16 protein-coding genes are annotated in these 19,871 nt (G+C 46.2%); 5 read left to right on the top strand and 11 right to left on the bottom strand.

Going from position 1 to position 19,871, the window contains the following annotated elements:
• Window positions 1-8: 8 nt before the first annotated feature.
• On the bottom strand, window positions 9-2,639 hold the full coding sequence (locus QT987_RS07810) for a M1 family metallopeptidase (protein WP_333238870.1): 2,631 nt from the start codon (window positions 2,637-2,639) through the stop codon (window positions 9-11).
• Between the two features lie 225 nt (window positions 2,640-2,864).
• Here QT987_RS07810 and QT987_RS07815 point away from each other — a divergent pair, with 225 nt between their 5' ends.
• Window positions 2,865-3,947, top strand: a complete 1,083-nt coding sequence (locus QT987_RS07815; protein WP_333238748.1) for a class I fructose-bisphosphate aldolase — start codon at window positions 2,865-2,867, stop codon at window positions 3,945-3,947.
• Between the two features lie 308 nt (window positions 3,948-4,255).
• Window positions 4,256-5,137 (top strand): CRISPR-associated endoribonuclease Cas6, encoded by an 882-nt coding sequence (gene cas6 / locus QT987_RS07820; protein WP_333238750.1) that lies wholly within the window; start codon window positions 4,256-4,258, stop codon window positions 5,135-5,137.
• Here the strand turns inward: cas6 and QT987_RS07825 are convergent, their stop codons facing one another.
• Together QT987_RS07825 and QT987_RS07830 are read right to left on the bottom strand one after the other, a co-directional pair.
• Window positions 5,138-5,464, bottom strand: a complete 327-nt coding sequence (locus QT987_RS07825; protein WP_333055299.1) for an antibiotic biosynthesis monooxygenase — start codon at window positions 5,462-5,464, stop codon at window positions 5,138-5,140.
• Between the two features lie 123 nt (window positions 5,465-5,587).
• Window positions 5,588-6,595 (bottom strand): Rpn family recombination-promoting nuclease/putative transposase, encoded by a 1,008-nt coding sequence (locus QT987_RS07830; protein ID WP_333238752.1) that lies wholly within the window; start codon window positions 6,593-6,595, stop codon window positions 5,588-5,590.
• 170 nt (window positions 6,596-6,765) lie between these two features.
• Here QT987_RS07830 and QT987_RS07835 point away from each other — a divergent pair, with 170 nt between their 5' ends.
• Window positions 6,766-7,233, top strand: a complete 468-nt coding sequence (locus QT987_RS07835; protein ID WP_333238755.1) for a response regulator — start codon at window positions 6,766-6,768, stop codon at window positions 7,231-7,233.
• A 100-nt stretch (window positions 7,234-7,333) separates the two neighbouring features.
• Window positions 7,334-7,627 (top strand): DUF2103 domain-containing protein, encoded by a 294-nt coding sequence (locus tag QT987_RS07840; RefSeq protein ID WP_333055302.1) that lies wholly within the window; start codon window positions 7,334-7,336, stop codon window positions 7,625-7,627.
• Here the strand turns inward: QT987_RS07840 and QT987_RS07845 are convergent.
• The 8 genes from QT987_RS07845 to QT987_RS07880 all read right to left on the bottom strand — a co-directional run bounded on the left by QT987_RS07845 (window position 7,616) and on the right by QT987_RS07880 (window position 15,534).
• The gene (locus QT987_RS07845) at window positions 7,616-8,242 is read right to left on the bottom strand and encodes a HEAT repeat domain-containing protein (RefSeq protein WP_333238757.1); all 627 of its coding nucleotides are present in this window, start codon (window positions 8,240-8,242) and stop codon (window positions 7,616-7,618) included. The two genes, QT987_RS07840 and QT987_RS07845, sit on opposite strands and share 12 nt — an antisense overlap.
• Before the next feature lie 198 nt (window positions 8,243-8,440).
• Window positions 8,441-10,378: a hypothetical protein gene (locus QT987_RS07850; protein ID WP_333238759.1), complete on the bottom strand. Its 1,938-nt coding sequence runs from the start codon at window positions 10,376-10,378 to the stop codon at window positions 8,441-8,443.
• A gap of 426 nt (window positions 10,379-10,804) precedes the next feature.
• Entirely contained in the window at window positions 10,805-11,644 is an 840-nt protein-coding gene (locus QT987_RS07855; RefSeq protein WP_333238761.1) for a HEAT repeat domain-containing protein, read from the bottom strand.
• A 332-nt stretch (window positions 11,645-11,976) separates the two neighbouring features.
• Entirely contained in the window at window positions 11,977-12,261 is a 285-nt protein-coding gene (locus QT987_RS07860) for a phycobilisome linker polypeptide (RefSeq protein WP_333206152.1), read from the bottom strand.
• Between the two features lie 136 nt (window positions 12,262-12,397).
• Window positions 12,398-13,267 carry a phycobilisome linker polypeptide gene (locus tag QT987_RS07865; RefSeq protein ID WP_333157465.1) on the bottom strand — a complete coding sequence of 290 codons (870 nt, stop codon included), beginning with the start codon at window positions 13,265-13,267 and terminating at the stop codon, window positions 12,398-12,400.
• Window positions 13,268-13,460: 193 nt separating this feature from the next.
• Window positions 13,461-14,276: a phycobilisome linker polypeptide gene (locus QT987_RS07870; protein ID WP_333238766.1), complete on the bottom strand. Its 816-nt coding sequence runs from the start codon at window positions 14,274-14,276 to the stop codon at window positions 13,461-13,463.
• Between the two features lie 148 nt (window positions 14,277-14,424).
• The gene (cpcA, locus tag QT987_RS07875) at window positions 14,425-14,913 is read right to left on the bottom strand and encodes a phycocyanin subunit alpha (protein WP_006631256.1); all 489 of its coding nucleotides are present in this window, start codon (window positions 14,911-14,913) and stop codon (window positions 14,425-14,427) included.
• 102 nt (window positions 14,914-15,015) lie between these two features.
• Window positions 15,016-15,534 (bottom strand): phycocyanin subunit beta, encoded by a 519-nt coding sequence (locus tag QT987_RS07880; protein ID WP_333037001.1) that lies wholly within the window; start codon window positions 15,532-15,534, stop codon window positions 15,016-15,018.
• A 1,248-nt stretch (window positions 15,535-16,782) separates the two neighbouring features.
• On the opposite strand from QT987_RS07880, the gene QT987_RS07885 reads away from it, so the two are divergent.
• Window positions 16,783-19,608 (top strand): cation-translocating P-type ATPase, encoded by a 2,826-nt coding sequence (locus tag QT987_RS07885; protein WP_333238768.1) that lies wholly within the window; start codon window positions 16,783-16,785, stop codon window positions 19,606-19,608.
• Window positions 19,609-19,871: the final 263 nt, after the last annotated feature.

Below are 19,871 nucleotides of genomic sequence, written 5' to 3' on the forward strand. Positions count from 1 at the left end.
TTTTACACCTAATCTTTCTTCGCCTTAGCCTCCAAATTTTCCATCCGACTCCTCAAATCTTGATTCTCCTTTTTCACCTGGTCTAATTCCTCCCGCAACTGCTTTACCGCTGCATCAGAACCAGCATTTTTCTGCACTCTTTGCACAGCTTCATCAGCCATGCGGCGGACGCGGCCATCGGGAGTTTGGTCAGCTAAAGAACGCAAAATGCGAATGGCTTTGCGAGTTTGCATTTGTCCTAATCCCACTACTACAGAGACTTGAGTCAAGAAAAACGTCTCTTTAGATAATTCTGCCAATCGCTGCAAAATCCGTTCTAAATTGACCTTCGTTTGACCAGTCGAAATTGTGCCCAAAGAGCGAATTGCAGCCAAGCGCAAAGCTTGCGGAGTACCGGCGGCTGTGTATTTCAAAATTAAATTCAGCGCATCTTCAGAAGTTTTCATCTGCGCCAAACCGGATATCGCACCCGATCGCACTACCTCATTCCACCCCTGACGCTCTTTGAGCACCAATTTTAACTCTTTGAGTACCTGTTCGTCGGTCGGTTTTTCGTCGGGGTTAGCTGCTGAGATTCCGCCAATAGCAGTCGCTGCTGCTGCTTCTACATAATAGCTGTCGTCGCCTTTTTCGACGATCGATCTCAGCGCTTTATAAGTTTCGTGAGTTTGGATTTTACCCAGCGCATTCACCACAGCGCGACGAACACGAGCATCTTTATCTTTTAAACCACTTACTAAACCTTCAAAAACTTGGTCGAGTTTAATTTCAACTAACTGACCGGCAACTTCGGCCCGTACTGCCCAGAACGGCTCTTTCTTGAGAACTTCTGACAGCGTTTTCACCGCTTCCAGTCCTCCCTTTTTCGCCAAAGCTTGGGCAGCGTAAATCCGGGAAACCGGGTCTGGATCGAACTGCAACTGAGCTTTTAGTTCCGCAACTCCATACTCTAACGCTACAGTTTTTAAGTATTTGTTGCCGACATCAAAACTGATAAATGCAGGCTTCTCTTCGAGAGGGAAATAGAAGCTTTGCTCGCGCTCATGCACTCGGACTGTGAAAGTTTTTAGGTTAGCAGTAGAACGTACATAACTGTCATCGTCTGCTTCTTTTTCTGGCTTGTAACCGAAGCCGATCGGGATTTTCAAATCGAATACATCTTTGCTGTTGCTGTTGCCATTCTTGCTATCTTTTACCTGAGTTTGGGTAACAGTAACTTTTGCTAACTTGCTGTCGCCATCCCAGGAATAAGCAACTTTATAATCGGGATGACCGCCGCGATAAACGTACTGGTCAAACAAAAACATGAGATTGCGACCAGTAGCCTTTTCTATCGCCCTGAGCAAATCGATCGTTTCTACAGTTTTGTGAGCGTTATCCCGCACAAAAGTGTGAATTGCTTTGTAAAATAATTCGTCGCCCAACTCGGCGCGAATCATGTGATAGACGCAAGCGCCTTTTTCGTACAAATGGCGATCGTACAATTCAATGGCTTCGCGATAAACGTGAGTGACTATGGGGCGGCGGTAGCGGGAACTATCTTCAGCTAAATAATTGCGGGCTTCATTTAACATATAGTAAGCCGCGTCTTCTTTGCCGTATTCTTTGTCAGTCCACAGCACCTCGGAATAAGAAGCCATGCCTTCTTTTAGCCAAGCATGAGACCAATGTTTAATTACTACTAAATCACCGAACCACTGGTGAGCCAATTCGTGGGCGACTAAGCTTTCAGTACCTCGATTGTCGAGGCTGGCGCGTTCGTCTAACAAGCACCTATCTGTTAGCAAAGTTGTCGAAGTATTTTCCATGCCTCCGAAGATGAAATCATCGACGCAGACTTGAGCATATTTGGGAAAAGGGTAAGGATAGCCAAATGCTTGAGAGAAGAATTCAATCATTTGAGGCGTTTTGCCCATGCTGCGCTTAGCGTCTGCTTCGCGGCTTCTTTCCACGTAATAATTAACTGGTTTGCCGTTCCATTCGTCTTTGATTTCGGCAAAATCTCCGACGGCTAAGGTCATTAAGTACGTCGGGTGTACCTGGGTTTGGGACCAGTGATAAATTTTATCGTCGCCTTCGTTTTTTGTACTAATTAATTCGCCGTTGGAAATAGCAAAAAGTTGTCTCGGAACTTGCACTCGAATTTCTGAAGTAGCCAACTGTCCGGGATAGTCGAAACAGGGAAACCAGAAACGGGAATCTTCGTCTTCGCCTTGAGTCCAAACTTGAGTGGGTTTGTCTGGATAGTGTTTGTCCGGGCCGACGAAATAAAGGCCACGTTGGGGTTTTTCGACCCAGTAGTCGATCGCAATTGTAATTGGTTGGTAAGCTTCTGTTGGTTCGTGTAGTTGAATTTGCAGCACTTCGCCATCGCTGTCGAAATTTTGCTCAATTTCGCCGACTTTTACTGATTTAATATTCAGGTTGACAGCATCTAAGGTTAATTTGTCAATACCGCTGCGGACTGGATTGATGCGGATGCTGCAAGTGCCACGAAAGCTTTGTTTGGGAATATTCAGCACTAAGTCGAGGAAAATATGCTCTACTTGACCAGGGCGATCCGGATTGTAATGCGGCCGAGCACCGGGCATCTCAAAGGATTTGTGAGCGTTTTCAGAATCGAAGTAAGTATTTGACATTGTGATGGCAAAGTTGTGAGTCGAGCGGCGATCGCTGGCAGCGCCGATCCGGCTGAACTGCCAGCTTATTATAGAGTAGCGCGTCCTAGCTGCTGTTGTCGCTAATTTGTTAAAAACTGGGTCTATCGTTGAGGGGATGGAAAATATGATTTTTTCGTTACAATAGTCAGCAAGGTTAATGTCTGCAATCATCAGCCTGTAATTGAAATTGAGAGGGAAATCTGTATGACAGCTACACTATCAGTTCCCAATTCCATCGAATCTTGGCTTGGCGACGAAGCCGAAGACTTGCTCACCCATCAAGCAAAAGTTTCTAAAGATTTTTTGCACCTGCCTGGCCCGGATTGGGTCGATCGCATTTTTGCTCAAACCGATCGATCTCCTCAAGTTTTGCGATCGCTTCAGCAACTCTATTCTAGCGGACGCTTGGCAAATACCGGCTATTTATCCATCCTGCCCGTAGACCAAGGAATCGAACACTCGGCGGCCGCTTCTTTTGCACCGAATCCCATCTATTTTGACAGCGAAAACATCATTAAATTAGCAATTTCGGCTGGCTGCAATGCTGTCGCGACAACCCTGGGAGTTTTGGGAAGCGTATCTCGCAAGTACGCGCATAAAATCCCTTTTATTGTCAAACTCAATCACAACGAGTTGCTGACTTATCCCAATCAATACGACCAAATAATGTTTGCTTCCGTCGAGCAAGCGTGGAATTTGGGAGCAGTTGCAGTCGGAGCAACAATTTATTTTGGTTCCCCGGAATCGACGCGACAAATCCAAGAAGTCAGTCAAGCTTTTGCACAGGCTCACGAATACGGAATGGCGACTATTCTGTGGTGCTACCTCCGCAACGATATCTTTAAACAAGACAAAGATTATCACGTTGCAGCCGATTTAACCGGGCAAGCAAATCACTTGGGAGTGACAATTCAAGCTGACATTATCAAGCAGAAATTGCCCGAATGCAACAACGGCTATGCAGCAGTTGCTAAAGCAAGCGACAAGAGTTACGGCAAAACCGACAAGCGCGTTTATTCCGATTTGACAACGGATCACCCGATCGATCTAACTCGCTATCAAGTGCTCAACTGTTATGCGGGAAGGATGGGTTTAATTAACTCCGGCGGTGCTTCCGGTAAAAGCGATTTTGCAGAAGCAATTCGCACGGCGGTAATTAACAAGCGCGCTGGCGGCTGCGGCTTAATTTCCGGCCGCAAAACTTTTCAGCGTCCCTTTGAAGAAGGCGTAAAATTGTTCCACGCCATTCAAGATGTTTATTTGTCGCCTGAAATCTCGATCGCCTAAAAATTTCCCGCACTCAATATCACCACCTAAACCTAGGGTGCACTAGGCGCACAAATCCCCCTCAACGTAAGGTGCAGAGTGTGCACCTTACGTGATTAAAATTCTTTAATCTAAGGATCGCGAATTAAATAACTTACAATTTTAATTGTTATTGTGGGATGGGCGTCCCGCCCGTCCAAAAAGGACGGGCGGGACGCCCATCCCACTTTCAAGAGTGGAAGTTATTTAATTCTCATTCCTAAGTGCCAACTTAGCTGTAATATTAATACGAGCTGAAAATATATAGAGACACAGTATAGAATTTAAAAATGCCGCACAGCCTTGTTTTAAACCTGCTGCCAGTTGCACCAATTCCATCCCAGTTTTTAACGGGGCGACATCTCCACGCTTTGTTTTTGAACCTTGTGAGTGCTGTAGATAGCGATTTGAGCGCCTACCTGCACGATCAATCTCATGAAAAAGCTTTCACTTTAAGCCCGTTTCAAGTAAGCAGAAAAGAGGCTTACAAAAGCAGTACGCCCCAGCGACAAAAGAGAGTTTTGCCTCCGGCTTCCCGCACAATATCTCCGGCCCTACAGTGGGAACACAAGCAAGCAATTGACGAAAATACGCCGATTTGGTGGCGCATTTCTCTGCTGGATGACGGTTTGTTCGATCGCCTAACTCAACTTTGGCAGCAACTCAATTTCGATCGCCCCTGGCATCTGGGCCCGACAAATATATACATTACTAATATTTTGAGGGAACCGCAATCCAACCAGCCTTGGGTCAACTTTTGTACTTACGCCGAATTGTTCGAGAGAGCTTCGGAAACTGAGCGCCAAATAGCTTTTAGTTTTTGCACTCCTACTAATTTTCGGCAAGGTGTCTACGATAGTGCTATGCCCACTCGTGAGAGTATTTTTGGCAGTTTAGCTAATCGCTGGAACAAGTACAGCCGGATGGCGATCGAACCTACTTTCACAGAAGCTATTTTTCCCAGTTTCTTCGATATCAGAACAGAAGTTAGTACGGATTCTCGCAGTAAATTTATTGGCTGCGTCGGCGATATTAGTTACCGAATTATGGGAGATATAGCTCCTGCTACTATCAAGCAAATTAACACTTTAGCAGATTTTGCGATTTACAGCGGAGTCGGGCGAAAGACGCCTATGGGCATGGGAATGACGCGCCGATTGCAGGATTTTTAATTATTCACTTTTGGGCTGAATTTCACTGACGATTTCATAAACATCAGTGTCTGGTATTTTCGCAAACAAAGGCGCCATCTGCTTCAATATTTCCTGATAAGCTTCGCTTTGATTGGCTGCCATATCTTCTACGCTTTCCCAAAAAATGATGGCAATACCTTTGTCTGTATTGGGCAATTGCAGCAGGTATGCTCCCTTAAAACCTGTGGCATAAGTTGCAACGGCTTTTTCAAAAAGTTGTTCTGCAGCTTCAAATTTTCCTGGTTTAAATTCGCCAATGGCAACGTAGGCAAACTGATGTCTGAGAAAGTCTAGAAATTCTGACATATCCTTTTCCTCACTTAATAGCGATACAGCAAGTTATATTTTACCCGATCGCCCGAAATTTGTGAATATGGCTGTTTATAAGTCGATCGACCTAAAAAAACCTCACAGCGATCGCTCTCTCTCTTATTCTGCTCTATCCAACCAAACCATTAAATCGGATAAACTAGAAAATCCTACTACCTCCTCCACCAAACTCTCTAATTGCTCAACCGATAATTCCCCAATCCGCGAAACTACATCGGGATTTACGGCTCCTACACGTCGCTCCAGCAGACGCAGAATTAATACTCTTTGACCTGCTTGAATCCCTTCTTGACGGCCTGCTTGAATCCCTTCTTGCATCGCTTGAATCCTAGCTGGCTCCAAAGCTCGCTCCAAAGCTGGCTCCAAAGCTTGCTCCAAAGCTCGCTCCAGACCTTCTTCTACGCCCCTAGTAATTATTCCCCGCTGTTCTTCGATCGCCATTTCCTGGGCTTCCATATCCTCGAACTCTTTCAAGCTTAAGTTAGCCTCATTGGCAATTTGAAAAGCTTTTTCTAGTTCTGGAACTGTTTCCATTGTGGCTGGTATTGTTTCTAGATCGGGAGTATTTTTCAGAAAATAAATCCATTTATCTGTCAAAGTTGTGAGTTCATCTAACTGTTTTTTAAATTTCGGCAATTCCACAAAAAACATTTCAACTTGGAGATGGGGATAATCAAATAGTTTCTCTTTTTCCTTGAACACAAAATGAGAAATAACATCAGGTTGTTCTTTAAACATTTCAAAATCAGTAATTGTCAAAGCTATTACTGGTTGTAATCTAGGATAACCTTCTCTAATTTTGAGTTGGTTGGCATAGGTTTTGGCTAAGTTGTAGATGACTCGTTTTTCAAAAGCGGCTACATTCAGAACTTGCATTTCAATAATTACCGTCTTGTTGCCCGTAATTCGAGCTTTGACATCCAAATAACTATCTTTGAGTCCGCTAACGGTAGCAGCCGAGTAAGGGTCAATAATTTGCAAGTCTTGGATGACTGGCTCACCGGCGTAAATTAGAGCATTTAAGAAGCTGATGAGGATGTCTTGGCTGTCGGTGGAACCAAAGATTTTTTTGAAGGCAAAGTCTGTTTTAGGGCTGATAAATTTCATGATATTTTTCCCGAACTCTTTTATTGATTTATGAAAGATTTTGAGCTAGTGCGATCGCTTCGGGGCTGCGAAAACTGGGTAGCTGCAATAGCCCACTTGAATTTATGAAAATACGGGTGATATAAATTTAACATACAAGTAAAAATAAAACCAACATAAAAGTAACAAAAATGACCAAAATATTAGTAATTGAAGACAACAACTTAATTCGAGAAACGGTATTAGAACTTCTGGCATCGCGCGGTTTTGAAGTTGTCGGCGCCGAAAATGGAAAAGTTGGTATCCAGTTAGCGGCCCAAATTCCCGATTTAATTTTGTCTGATGTCATGATGCCAGAACTAGACGGTTTTGAAGTATTCGCGGTTTTGCGATCGCACCCTGCAACCGCCAGCATTCCGTTTATTTTTATGACAGCCTCCGAAATGGAAAAAGCCCTGGAACTCAAAGCAGACGGCTATCTCAAGAAACCTTGCAGCCTCGCAGAAATGCTTGCGGCGATCGCCACTCAACTAGAAAAACCGCCAGTTAGCAACCCACAACATCAAAAAGTACAGGACAATTCTGCGCCCTCAAATCTTAGCTTGCGCCCCCGGAATCAAAAATCTCGGTTTGAGATTGTCTCCGTTTGCTGGCAATGACGCTCACAGTAACGTTATTGATAAATAAGTTGAGGGAAATTCAAATTGGTTCCCCCCAGGGGTGGCTTAGACTGGGTATGTTGAATTTGGTTAAATATTTATGAACGCACAACCCAAAGGCCGCCTAGTTTGGAATCACTCTACCCACCTTCCCGGTTTGATACCAATTTTAGAGCGCCTCACCCTAAAAATGGGCATTCAAACAGTCACGCCAGGGGTCATCAACAAAGTTAAAGGACACATCCCCCGCATGACATTAAGAGTGTCAGTACCCATCCGCGGGGGATTTAAAATCATCGCCAGACAGGGCAAAACCGTACAAGAAGTCTTTATATTAACGACTCTCACTCAAGGGGACTTGGAAGAGACGATCGCCCAAACCCTACCCAAGTGACAATTTTTCCTTAGCAAGCAAAGCCCGAGCCCTAACTGAAGTAGTTTCATCGCTTTGGGTGATTTCCTCAAGCCGGGCCGAAACTTCCGCTAACCAATCCGGTTTAACAGTCGCAGCACCCGCCAAAGCTTGCAAACCCCCCGCTGCTGCGTAGCGAACCACCCATTCTGGATCTCGGGACGCTTGCAGTAGCGTTTTCACAGCGCGAAGTTGAGCATCTGCAATTTGTTCTGCCGGCATCAATTCCCAGCAAATCGTCCCCAAACCCCTAACCGCCGCCCGTCGCACGCTCAAAGCAAAGTCATTCGCCGCCGCATCGAGCAAAATCTCCAAACCCCTGGGGTCGCCAATTCCCGCCAAAGCCCGAACAGCCCAAGCTCTCGCCCCGTAATTGTAGCCGTCAAGCTGTTCTAGAAGCGGCAGCACCGCAGCTTCTCCGAGCTGAATCAGCCCATCCACGGCGGCAACAGCGGCGCCTGGGTTGTTGTAACCGAGCACTGTAATTAAGGTAGGAATTGCTTGTGTTGAGGGAGTCGCCGCCAGTGCTTTGACGGAGTTTAACAAGCCTTCGGCAGAATCTGCTTGTTCGACAGCCTGAATTAGTTCTAATGCCATTTATTTGTAAGCTTTACCGTGACCATTTTAATTGTAGGTTGGGTCGATCGCGCGATCGAACTTTTTGCAGCGTGGGTGAGGCGCGGCGATTAACTTGAAAAGCTTACCTTGCTCGAAGTAGGACAGTCTTGGTTAAAGAGTCGAATCGGCAAAAAACTCGACTCCATACCCGCCCTAGGATGTCTTGTGCTGTGCATCCTAACCGTCTTGGCGGTTCCGATAAAACTTAGCCCAAGCATACCGCTGCGGATCTTTTTTCAGCAGATATTCCACAACTTCCCGACGCTTCCCATTTTTAGCATTTTTGACAACCCGCTTCATTTCCGCATCCTGATCTCTGGGTGAAGCACCGCGTTTAATTGCCTCGTTAAACCAACGCTCACCCTCTAAAAATTGACCCCGCTCAAAACAAATAGCTCCCATCAAAGTGTAAGGATGATGACTCTGAGGCTGATACTCAATAGCTTTTAGCGCACATCTTTCAGCATCATCTAATTTATCAATATCTCGAAAAGCACCGCCCCTAGTTGTAAGCAAAGCTGACTTTAGCTTATTTTCTTTTATTTTGTCGAAGTCCAGATTTTCTGTCAGCTTCAATGCACTTCTCGGCTGCCCTGCCTTGCGCCAATGACTGCTGGCGTTGGGCAAGTTCCATTTATTTCCAGTATTCTTGTACTCCTGTTCATAAAAAAGTGCTTCGATTTTGTGGTAAGCTGTAAAAATCTTGCCAGAGAACAGTCTCTGCCCTTGATATCGGCGTTCTTCCTGCCACCCATAATAGCTATTGCTCGGTTGAGATGCTTCAAGTTTATTCTCCTCAAGCCAAGCAACATCTGTTGGTTCCAGTCGCTCTCCTTTATCCAGTTTTTGCAGAATTGCGTACAATGGACTAGAAGGTGCCCGATCTTTATAGTTCGACACATCATACTTAGACTTCAGAGCAGCAAATTCCTTTTCTTGGGCAAAAGTAATTACATCCTCACGTCCATTCTGTTTCAGCCAATCAATATCAGCCTCACTTAAATGCTCTCCCAATTGGATTTTTATTTTCAGATCAACAACATAGTTTTCAATAGCAAAGGTAATTACATCATCACGTCCATTCTGTTTTACCCAATCAAAATCAGCCTCACTCAACGGCTCTCCAGATTGAATTTGGGACTTGAGACTAGCAGCAAATTTGTCAAGCGCAACAGTAATTGTCTCAGTCAGTTTACGCTTTTTCAGAAAGTTAATATCCTGCTCACCTAGAGGATGGTCTAAATCAATTTTCTTGAGAACTTTATAAAGATGGCTAGAGGGTGATGAATCCTCAGATTGATTAGCTTTATACTTAACTTTCAGTTCAGCAAAGTGCCGTGTCTGTTCAATCTCCAAAACAATGTTAAGCGTTTCGCTAAGTTGATGCTCTTCCAGCCAGTTAAGTTCTGACTCGCTCAACTGCTTATCTGCCTCAAGATTTTTCAGGATGGGATACAACGGACTAGAGACAGATGTTTCTGGGTATTCACTAGCTTTGTACTTATCCTTGAGTTGGGCAAATTCAGATTCCCGTACAGCTTTTTGTTGCCAAAAAATTTCTAGAGTATCAACCAGTTGGTTATTGAACAGCCAGTTAGCCTCTACATCACTTAATATTGCTCGTGCATCCAGTTGCTTGAGAATCTGATACAAGGGGCTATCAAGCGAACAATTTGGATATTCAGTTGCTCGGTACTGAGCCTTTAGCAAAGCAAATCGCGCCATCTCTTGAACGATAGCAACTGTTTGAGTAAGCCCCTGTTCTTTCAGATATTTAACTTCTAAGTCAGTTAGGTGATTTTCTGATTCAAGTTTCCAAAGGATAGGATACAAATGACTGGATATGAGTAGCCCTCTGGTTGCTTTAAACTTAGACTTGAGTTGAGAAAATTTAGCATCTAGTTTTATTCGTTCTTCAGCTTTACGTTGTGGCTCTTGCTCGATAGCTTCTATTGTTTCCAAAAGCTTATGCTCTTGTAACCACTTCCACTCAAATTTACTAATTTCAATTTCTAAATCAGCTTTTCGCAGAATGAGATACAGAAGACTAGAGGGAGATGAATCTTCATATTTTGTTGCTTGATACTTGGACTTCAGCGCTGCAAAATGTTGCACCTGGACTTCAAAAGGATCGTTGCTCATGGTGAATCCCCCGATTTATACTTCTAGTCGCTACACAACCATCTCCCAGCATTCCGCGATCGCCCGCAGTCAAAACCCAAACTTTTTTAACTGAAAACTCATCCAGAGGGTAATATTATTTTAACAGGTTCGGTTTCACCAACTACAGCTACAAACCTCAGTATTTTCACTGAAATTTATAATAATTAGTACCTAAAGCCCCCTCCCTCATTCCATCAAATAATCGGTCATAGATTCACCCGGATCAAACCGATAAAATAGTTCTCAACTCCATGAAATACAGATATGCGGTAGGGAAACAGCACGGCGCTGTGTCCTGAAATGTGCTGTCTCCTGAATGTACGGCAGACAATTGATAATCGCTACAGCAATCCTATTTCAGTTGGAAACTAATTTTTTTCACAGTAAACTATCCATTAAGTTCATAACTTGGATAGCTTCATCTGACAAAGATAGTGATTCTTGTTGATTGAGGTGATGCTCCAAAACTCCTTTGAGCGCAATCAATTTCAGGCTATTTTCTGCTAAAGTTTCAGAAATAGCTTGCGCTCCCGGCAAATAGCCGATCGCCCCCAAGTCCATCAAAGCCGATCGCCTCAACTGCAAATTAGCCCCATTCAAAGCACTTACCAACCGCTCTCCGTAAACCCGCTCACCAGTTAACTGATACATCGCCCGCGCCGCAGCGTACTGCACCCGCTCCACAGAATGTTCCAAAAAAGGTGAAATTAGCGGTATTGCTTCTGTCGCTTGTAGTGTTCCCAAAGCTTCAATTACCGAGTCGTAAGGTTGCACGAGGTGCGATTTTCCCGGCACTCGCACAGCCACAGCTACGCCCCCATCCAATAGCTTCATTAGTGGCACAATAGAATCGATATCGCCCAGCATTTCTAGAGCTTGAGCCGCCGCTTCTCGGACGTAATAATCAGCGCATTCCAAACAATGAATCAAAGCAGGTAAGGCTTGCTTGTCGCCCAATTTACCCAGAGCCCGCGCCGCATTTCGTAATAGGGAATAGTCGCCGATTTTCGTTTGTTCTGACTCTTCTTCCAATGCGGCAATTAAAGCTGCAATGGCTGCCGGTTCCTTGACTCGAAATCTGCCCACCCACCAAGCAGCATAATACCGGAGACTGTAATCTTGGGAGTGCAAATTTGCGATCGCCTGTTCAACAGTTAAAGACTCGCCCTCAGCTACACCCGCCGGCGGTGAGTCGGATTCGTAATAATTCATAGTCATTAGTTATTAGTTATTATAGCAATCCTTGCAGGAGTCGTAAACTTTTTACCCCACCCCAACCCTCCCCTTATCAAGGGGAGGGAGTAAGAAATTCACAAATGATGCGAGGATTGCTATAGTTGTTAGTTATTCGGCTATTGAAATCGCTGCTACCCAGACAAAACCTGCAAGGAAACTTGGCGATTAAAATCGCTACTAAACAGACAAAACCCGCCGGGGCGGGTTACATTAACTCTTAGTCCGCTTGGAGTGGACGAAAGTTTGTCTAGGAGCGATTTTCATCGCCCCTTCTAGCTTGTGTCGGAGCGATTTTCATCGCCCCTGCAACCAAACTATTGGTGATCGTGGGATGATTCATGGGATGAGTCATGGGATGATTCTGCACCCGCGTTTAAAGGATGAATGCTGACAATTTTCCCGCCCATGCGAGTAATCCGCTGCATTTCTTGATTCATCCGATTGTAAGGCACAGTGATAAATGTACTCGCGCTCGATCGAATCGAATAATCCACATTATCTGTTTCATCGCTTTGGCGCAAGCCCACAACTTCATACCGAAAGCAGCGACTAGCCGAAGCTGTATTGCCACTTTTTCCAGCTACAATTTGACCCAACATAAGCTTCTTGGTAATTGGTAATTCTGACTGTTGACTGTTGACTGTTGACTGTTGACTGTTGACTGTTGACTGTTGACTGTTGACTAAAAGCTAGTAACTGCCAACTGCCAACTGCCAACTGCCAACTGCCAACTGACTAAATTGGAGTAATGCTGGCGATTTTCGCGCCCATGCGTTGAAATTTCTGCATTTGCGAGGACAACTCCTCAACAGGTACGATGAAAGCCTTGCTGCTGCGGCGCACGCTGGGATAGCCGCCCGTGCGAATGCCCGAAACTTCCACGCGCACCAGCCGCCCTTCTTTGCCGTAAGCTGCCGCGCCGCCGAAAGTGCTGCTGGGAGTTACGTTTCTGGCAGAAGGCCGATATGCCCAACCTTCGTTACCGCCAGAAGGCCCAACTACAGCCGTAGCGCTGTTAGTGCCGAGTTCGACAGCTAAGCGAGAGTTATTGCCTTCTAGTTGAGATGTATCGCTGTTTGCATAGCCGCGATACAACCGGAACATCCGGGTAAAACCAACGGTTTTTTGACCACGCTGGGTGTTAAAGCCGCGGTAGTAAGGGACGATACTTTCGCCGAAGTTTTCTTGATACTCTACTGAATCGATGTAAGAATCAATATCAGCGTCGTAGCCTTGTGTTTGGTACAAATCTAAGTGCTCAACTACTTCAGATTCGTCGTAGGGAGCGCGACCGAGCAAGTGTTTGTAGTTTAGTTCGATCGTCCGAGTTTGGAAGCTGTTGTAGAAAAACTTGGTTTTGTACAGTTCTGACTTAGCTACAGCGCGTACAAATTCTCGTACCGTCAAACTTCCGTCCCGCAGCAAAGACTCGGAACTTGTAAGTCGCTCGGATTTCATTAAATAGTCGTTGCCCAGCACCTGACGGTAAACCGCACGAATCACAGTTTCAACGTCGTCTTTGCTATAGTTCGGGCGCAGTTCTACCTTCGGCGCATCGCTCAATGCGGATGTTCCTAGTCTGGACGCTGCTGTTGTAATCGCCACCAGATTTTCTCCTAAATTATTAATGACAAAAGTTTAATGCTTGGTTGCACTTGAAATTTTTAGGACTAAGGATAATATGCCTCAAAGTAGGGTGTGCACTGCACACCTTACATATCCACATAAAATTGAAGAATTTTTTATCCTTAGTCCTACTTTGCTAAAGACGTTTCCAAAAAACGTCAATACACAAACTTTAAGCTGTGGTAATACTTACCACTTTGCCGCCACGTTTGTTGATTTGCTGCAAGCGGCTCGAAAGTTGCTCGTAAGGCACGAGATATTCGGTAGTAGTCCGTCGCACTTGAGGCGAAAACTTAGCCGCACCTTGCATTGCGGTGACTCGGTAGAGTTGGTCGCGAGAACCGCCGGATGTGCCGCCAAGGGCTTTTCCGGTGGAGGCTGTGTGTATCGGCGAAGCCATATTTCTCGCTACTTCCCAAGTCAGGCGGGCTTGGGTTTGGTTTTGCGAGCGATCGCTCGAAGCAAAACCCCGGTACAATTGAAACATCCGGTTAAAACCGACGGTTTTTTGACCTCTTTGAGTCGCGAAACCGCGATAGTAAGGCACTACACTGTCGCCAAAATTTTCTTGATACTCAACTGAGTCAATGTAAGAATTGATTTCAGCTTCGTAGCCTTCTGCATTGTACAAATCAACGTGGAAAGCAATTTCCGACTCGTCGTAAGGAGCGCGACCCAACAAATGCTTGTAATTAAGCTCGATTAAGCGCGTTTGCGAGTTCGGATAAAAAAACTTTTTCCGATAAGTTTCGGAATGTGCAATTGACCGCACAAAATCTTTCACTGAAATCTGCCCTTGCATCAGCAGAGATTCAGCACTGGTAAGTCGTTCGCTCGACATTAAATACTCGTTGCCGAAAACTTGGCTGTAAGCAGCGCGAATAACTGCTTTTGCATCGTCTTGCGTCCAGTGGGGGCGCAGTTCTACTCGTCCCGCTTCTTCAAATGCTTTTATTCCCAACCGTTCTGCTGCACCTAATCCCGCCATCTTCGCTTCTCCCTTTTTTGCTTTAAAAACTGAAAACTGCTTAAAAAAGTATTTGCAAAACTAGGCTTAGATCGCAGATGCCCGGAATTCTAAACAACCGCTAACACTTAAGCTAACAGCAGCTTACAATTCCGGGCATCACGCAAATCTAGCTAAGAGCGTTGATTGCGTAGTCGATGTAGGAATTCGCTTCAGTTGCAGCGTCGCCACTCAGACCGTGGTTGCCTTTGATGTACTTGAGAGCTTCAACGTACCAGCTAGGAGACAATTCAAATGTCCGGTTGATTTCGTCAACACCTGCAATCAGGTACTCGTCCATTGGACCGGTGCCGCCTGCAACTAAGCAGTAGGTTACCATCCGCAGGTAGTAGCCGATGTCGCGAGAGCACTTGGCTTTACCGGTTGGGGTAGAAGCGTAGTTAGGGCCTTGCATTTGTTGTGTGTACGGGAATTTGTTGTACACAGCTTGAGCTGCACCGTCGATCAAGCGCTGAGAGTTGGCGGTCAAAGCTTTGGCTGCTTCCAAACCTGCTGCTGCTTGGCGGAAACGGCCGAAGGCGACTTGCAGTTCAGTGCTGCTGAGGAAACGGCCTTGAGAATCGGCTGCGGTTACTGCTTCAGTCAAAGGGGTTTTCATTGTTCTGGTTTCTCCCTAATGTTGTGTTGTTTTTGTACAAAAATGATTGTTTGCAAAAATGCGATGCTCGCTTCTTTACAAGAAAGGTTCGCTGGGCTATTTTTAGCCGACTGCATTGGCAGCGCGGTCGAAGTAGCTGCCGATTTCAGACATCAGCGAGCTGCAATCACCACGGGTAACGCCGTTGGGGTCGTTAGCGATCGCGATCGCTGCTTCCTTCATTTTTTGCACGCCGGCTGCAACTGAGCCACCGGGAACTCCCAGAGCTTGGTATGTTTCACGCAGACCGTTCAAGCAGCGGTCGTCCAAAACGCTGGCGTCGCCTGCAAATGTTGCATAGGTGACGTAGCGCAAGATGATTTCCATATCGCGCAAGCAAGCTGCCATGCGGCGGTTGGTGTAAGCATTGCCACCAGGAGCGATCAGTTGAGGCTGTTCAGCGAACAGGGTGCGAGCTGCATTGGCTACGATGCTGGATGCGTTGCCGGTGATGCGGTTTACTGCATCAATCCGCTTGTTGGCGTCGGAAACCATGCTGCTGAGAGCATCTAGTTGACCCTGAGCTAGAAATTCGCCCCGAGCGTCAGATTGGGAAACCACTTTTGTAAATGCGTCAAACATGAAAGAACTCTCCTATTTGAGTTAATTGAGTTTGGTTGCGGTATAAAACCGTTAAGTTAAATTTGTTCAGGCTACGAGTGCCTGCAAGGGTTGAAATTTGATGCCAGCTAATCTGCTGGTCCCATCGATCTCTCCCTTTCCGCTACCTGCACTATTGTTACATTGCAACGGAGGTTTAAGAAACCTTAGAAAATTTTACACCTTTTATGAGATGCGACAAACCTTGTCAATCAGGGTTTTTGTTAACTTTGGCCTGTCGTTTCAACCCTCTGATAATCTTTATACAATGCTCGCCTGCGTTTGTTTATTACAAATTATTACAGAAACTTATCTCTCTAAGAAGGTAAATATCGGGGGGGAAAGTACGGGCAAATCTCCTTCTGAGGGTAGATGCGAGAGGGCAACAATAAACGCAGAGTTTGCTTCGATCGCCCTGCTGTGGGGGTGCAACTGCCAGGAACCGTCCCGTGGGCCGATCGCCTTTGTTGGCTTTCTCTGGAAAAGCGGGATTGTTAAGAAGTATTAAGTAAATTAAAGTTTTGGTAATAGAAGGCTGGGGGAATAGGGAAAAAAGCAAAAATTCTGCCCAATGTCAGGAGGCCTGCAAAATTCGGTGTGGGAAAAATCCCAACGATTGTGAACCCCCTCGCCACAGCCTCAGCTTTTGCCGGAACTATAAGCATTTACTGACAAAACTCAGCCGTTGGAAGTTCAAAGACTGGGCCCGGTATTTCATCGCAGCGCCCTTTTTCTTTTAACACCGGGAATAGATGAGTTCGGATACGAGCGCTTTATGACGTTTTTTTTAAGGTAGGTTTTAACCTGCCGCGCACGCTTGCATCCCCGGACTAAAGTCATTCTTGCTTTCAGCTCCTTTTGTGTGTAATAGCCGAAAGAATTGCTAATTTTTAGTATTGACATTTTTCCGGGCGTGAACGCGCGGGGATTCCAAGCATCACTGCTTGGGCTTTTGTCCTAGAAGGACGGGGCTTTAAACCCATTATTTTTGGTAAGGTGGATAGGTGCTATCAGCCGTAGGCGTACAAAGGGCGCGATCGAGCCGCCAGACGCAGTGAAGTTAAAAGCTTTTTGCTTCCCCGGCATCGAACCGCCCAAAACCAGTCCCAAGTTAAACAGTTTTTGATTCAGAACTCAAAACTTAAAAGTCTCTGACTGTAATCAGCCACATCCATCGGCTGTCGCTGTCCGGCCTCCTTCGCCTAATTTCCCCATGCTCGATCGTAATTTATGTCTTCAAATTCTCCCTCTTCTTGGCACACCGTAGCAATTGACAAAACTCTCAAGCAGCTAAGCAGCAACAAAGACGCTGGCTTGAGCAGCCCACAGGTGTCAGAACGCTTGCAGCAATACGGCCCCAACGAACTCGAAGAAACAGCAGGCCGCAGCCCGTGGTCGATTTTTGTCGATCAGTTCACCAACATCATGTTGTTGATGCTGATGGGTGTGGCCGTGATTTCGGGTTTTTTGGACATCAGGTCGAATACTTTTCCCAAAGATGCGATCGCCATTTTTGCGATCGTCATACTCAACGGCATTCTCGGCTATTTCCAAGAAAGCAGCGCCGAAAAAGCCCTCGCAGCCCTCAAAAACCTCGCTTCTCCCCTAGTCAGAGTCCTGCGGGACGGCAAAACTTCGGAAATAGCAGCCAAAGAACTCGTACCCGGAGACGTGATGCTGTTGGAGGCTGGGGTAAAAATAGCAGCAGACGCACGCTTGATCGAAACATCAAATCTGCAAGTCAGAGAATCTGCTTTGACAGGAGAAGCTCTAGCAGTAACCAAGCAAGCCGATCTAGAACTTCCAGAAGATGCTTCCTTGGGCGATCGACTCAACCTGATTTTTCAGGGCACAGAAGTTGTTCAGGGACGAGCAAAGGCGATCGTCACCAACACCGGAATGAAAACTGAACTGGGCAAAATTGCAACCATGCTTCAGTCAGTAGAAACCGAACCGACTCCCCTGCAACAGCGGATGAGCCAGTTGGGAAATGTTCTAGTCTCCGGTGCCCTAACCTTAGTCGCAATAGTCGTCATCGGCGGCATGATTACCTTCCAAAACGGCGGCATCGGGTTCGATACCAGCAGGTTTGAAGATTTGTTAGAAGTTTCTCTAAGCATGGCTGTGGCTGTGGTTCCCGAAGGACTCGCAGCAGTCGTGACAGTCACTCTAGCACTCGGAACTAGGCGGATGGTGAAGCGAAACGCCCTGATTCGCAAACTGCCTGCAGTAGAAACTTTGGGATCGGTTACTACCATTTGTTCTGACAAAACAGGTACTCTGACTCAAAATAAAATGGTAGTTCAGCTAGTGTCTACGGGCGATTGCACAGTCGCCGTCGCAGGGGATGGCTATGCCCCGATCGGAGATTTTACCGATCGCCTGACAGCGGCCAAAATTAATAATTTAGAGGAATATCCAGAACTCGAATCTTTATTAATTGCCTGTGCAGTGTGCAACGACGCAGTATTGCAACAAGAAAAACAAGAATGGCAGATTTTAGGCGACCCCACAGAAGGAGCTCTGCTTTGTGTAGCGGGAAAAGCAGGCATTTATAAGGAAAAACAGTCTCAATTGCTGCCGCGGACGGCGGAATTTCCTTTTTCTTCCGAACGCAAACGGATGAGCGTGATTTGCGAAGTGCCCGGCCGATCAGGACATTCGGGATTTCCTGCAGCAGAAGGACAGCAGGCGAATTATTTGATGCTGACCAAAGGTTCTCCAGAGTTGACCTTGGAGCGCTGCAAAGGCATTATAGTCGGCGATCGAGTACAACCTTTAACCCAGGAAATGCGCGATCGCATCCTCGTCGAAAACAACAACATGGCAAGCGGCGGTTTGCGAGTCCTCGGGTTTGCGTACAAACTCTGGGAAAACCTGCCGCCCGAAGGTTCTGAGGAAACCAGCGAACAAGACATGATTTGGCTGGGACTCGTCAGTATGCTGGACGCGCCCCGCCCGGAAGTGCGGGAAGCAGTGGTGAAGTGCCGCGATGCAGGCATTCGGGTGGTGATGATTACAGGAGACCACCAGTTGACTGCAAAAGCCATCGCCTACGATTTAGGTATTGCAACAGAGGGCGATCGAGTTCTCACCGGTCAAGAATTAGAAAAGCTCAGCCAAGAAGAACTCAAACAGCAAGTCGAACAGGTTAGCGTTTACGCCCGCGTTTCCCCCGAACACAAATTGCGGATTGTCCAAGCTTTGCAAAGTTGGGGCAAATTTGTCGCCATGACCGGCGACGGCGTTAACGACGCCCCCGCCTTGAAACAAGCCGATATCGGCATCGCCATGGGGATTACCGGCACCGATGTCAGCAAAGAAGCTAGCGATATGGTGCTCCTCGACGACAACTTCGCCACTATTGTCGCCGCCGCTGAAGAAGGGCGAGTGGTTTATAGCAATATTCGCCGCTTTATTAAATACATTTTGGGCAGCAACATCGGCGAAGTTTTGACAATTGCGGCCGCACCTTTAATCGGTTTGGGAGGAGTGCCGCTGACGCCTCTGCAAATTTTGTGGATGAACTTAGTAACAGACGGCGTTCCCGCTTTGGCCTTGGCTGTGGAACCGGGGGAACCGAACGTGATGAAAAAGCCTCCTTTCAGTCCGCGAGAAAGTATTTTTGCGCGGGGTTTGGGTTCTTACATAATTCGCATCGGGATTATTTTTGCAATTTTGACGATCGCGATGATGTCGTGGGCTTATGGATATACCACCAACCCTAACCATGTTGGAGATCCCGAAGCTTGGAAAACAATGGTGTTTACAACTCTTTGTTTGGCACAAATGGGTCACGCGATCGCAATTCGGTCTAACACTCAGCTAACTATCGAGTTAAATCCCTTGACTAATATTTTTGTTTGGGGAGCTGTGATTGTTACTACTGCTTTGCAATTAATGCTGATTTACGTTCCGCCACTGAGAGCATTTTTCGGCACTCACTATTTGTCGCCTTTTGAATTGCTAGTTTGCTTCGGTTTCAGCGCTCTGATGTTTGTCTGGATTGAAATGGAAAAACTGTTTGTGCGCTTTTACAACAAATCTAGGAAATAGTGTTAACGGCTGACGGATAGTGAGCTAAGTTTGATTATTAGCTAGAGCGCTCGATTGGGTACTATTTTCAAGAAGATCCGCCAGGGTTGAAACCCCTGGCTCACAGCGAAACTCATTCCTCCGCAGACTAAATAGATTGTGTCACGATTAAGCATTTATTAGTTCGTTATAATGTCATTGCGAGCGCAACGGTCGGCGAAAATCGCAATCGTAAATGCTCGTTCGTGGCTACCAACCCGTAAGGTGCGCCCTACGATGAGTGT

The sequence above is a fragment of the Microcoleus sp. SVA1B4 genome, from assembly GCF_036700545.1.
Taxonomy (GTDB): Bacteria; Cyanobacteriota; Cyanobacteriia; order Cyanobacteriales; family Microcoleaceae; genus Microcoleus.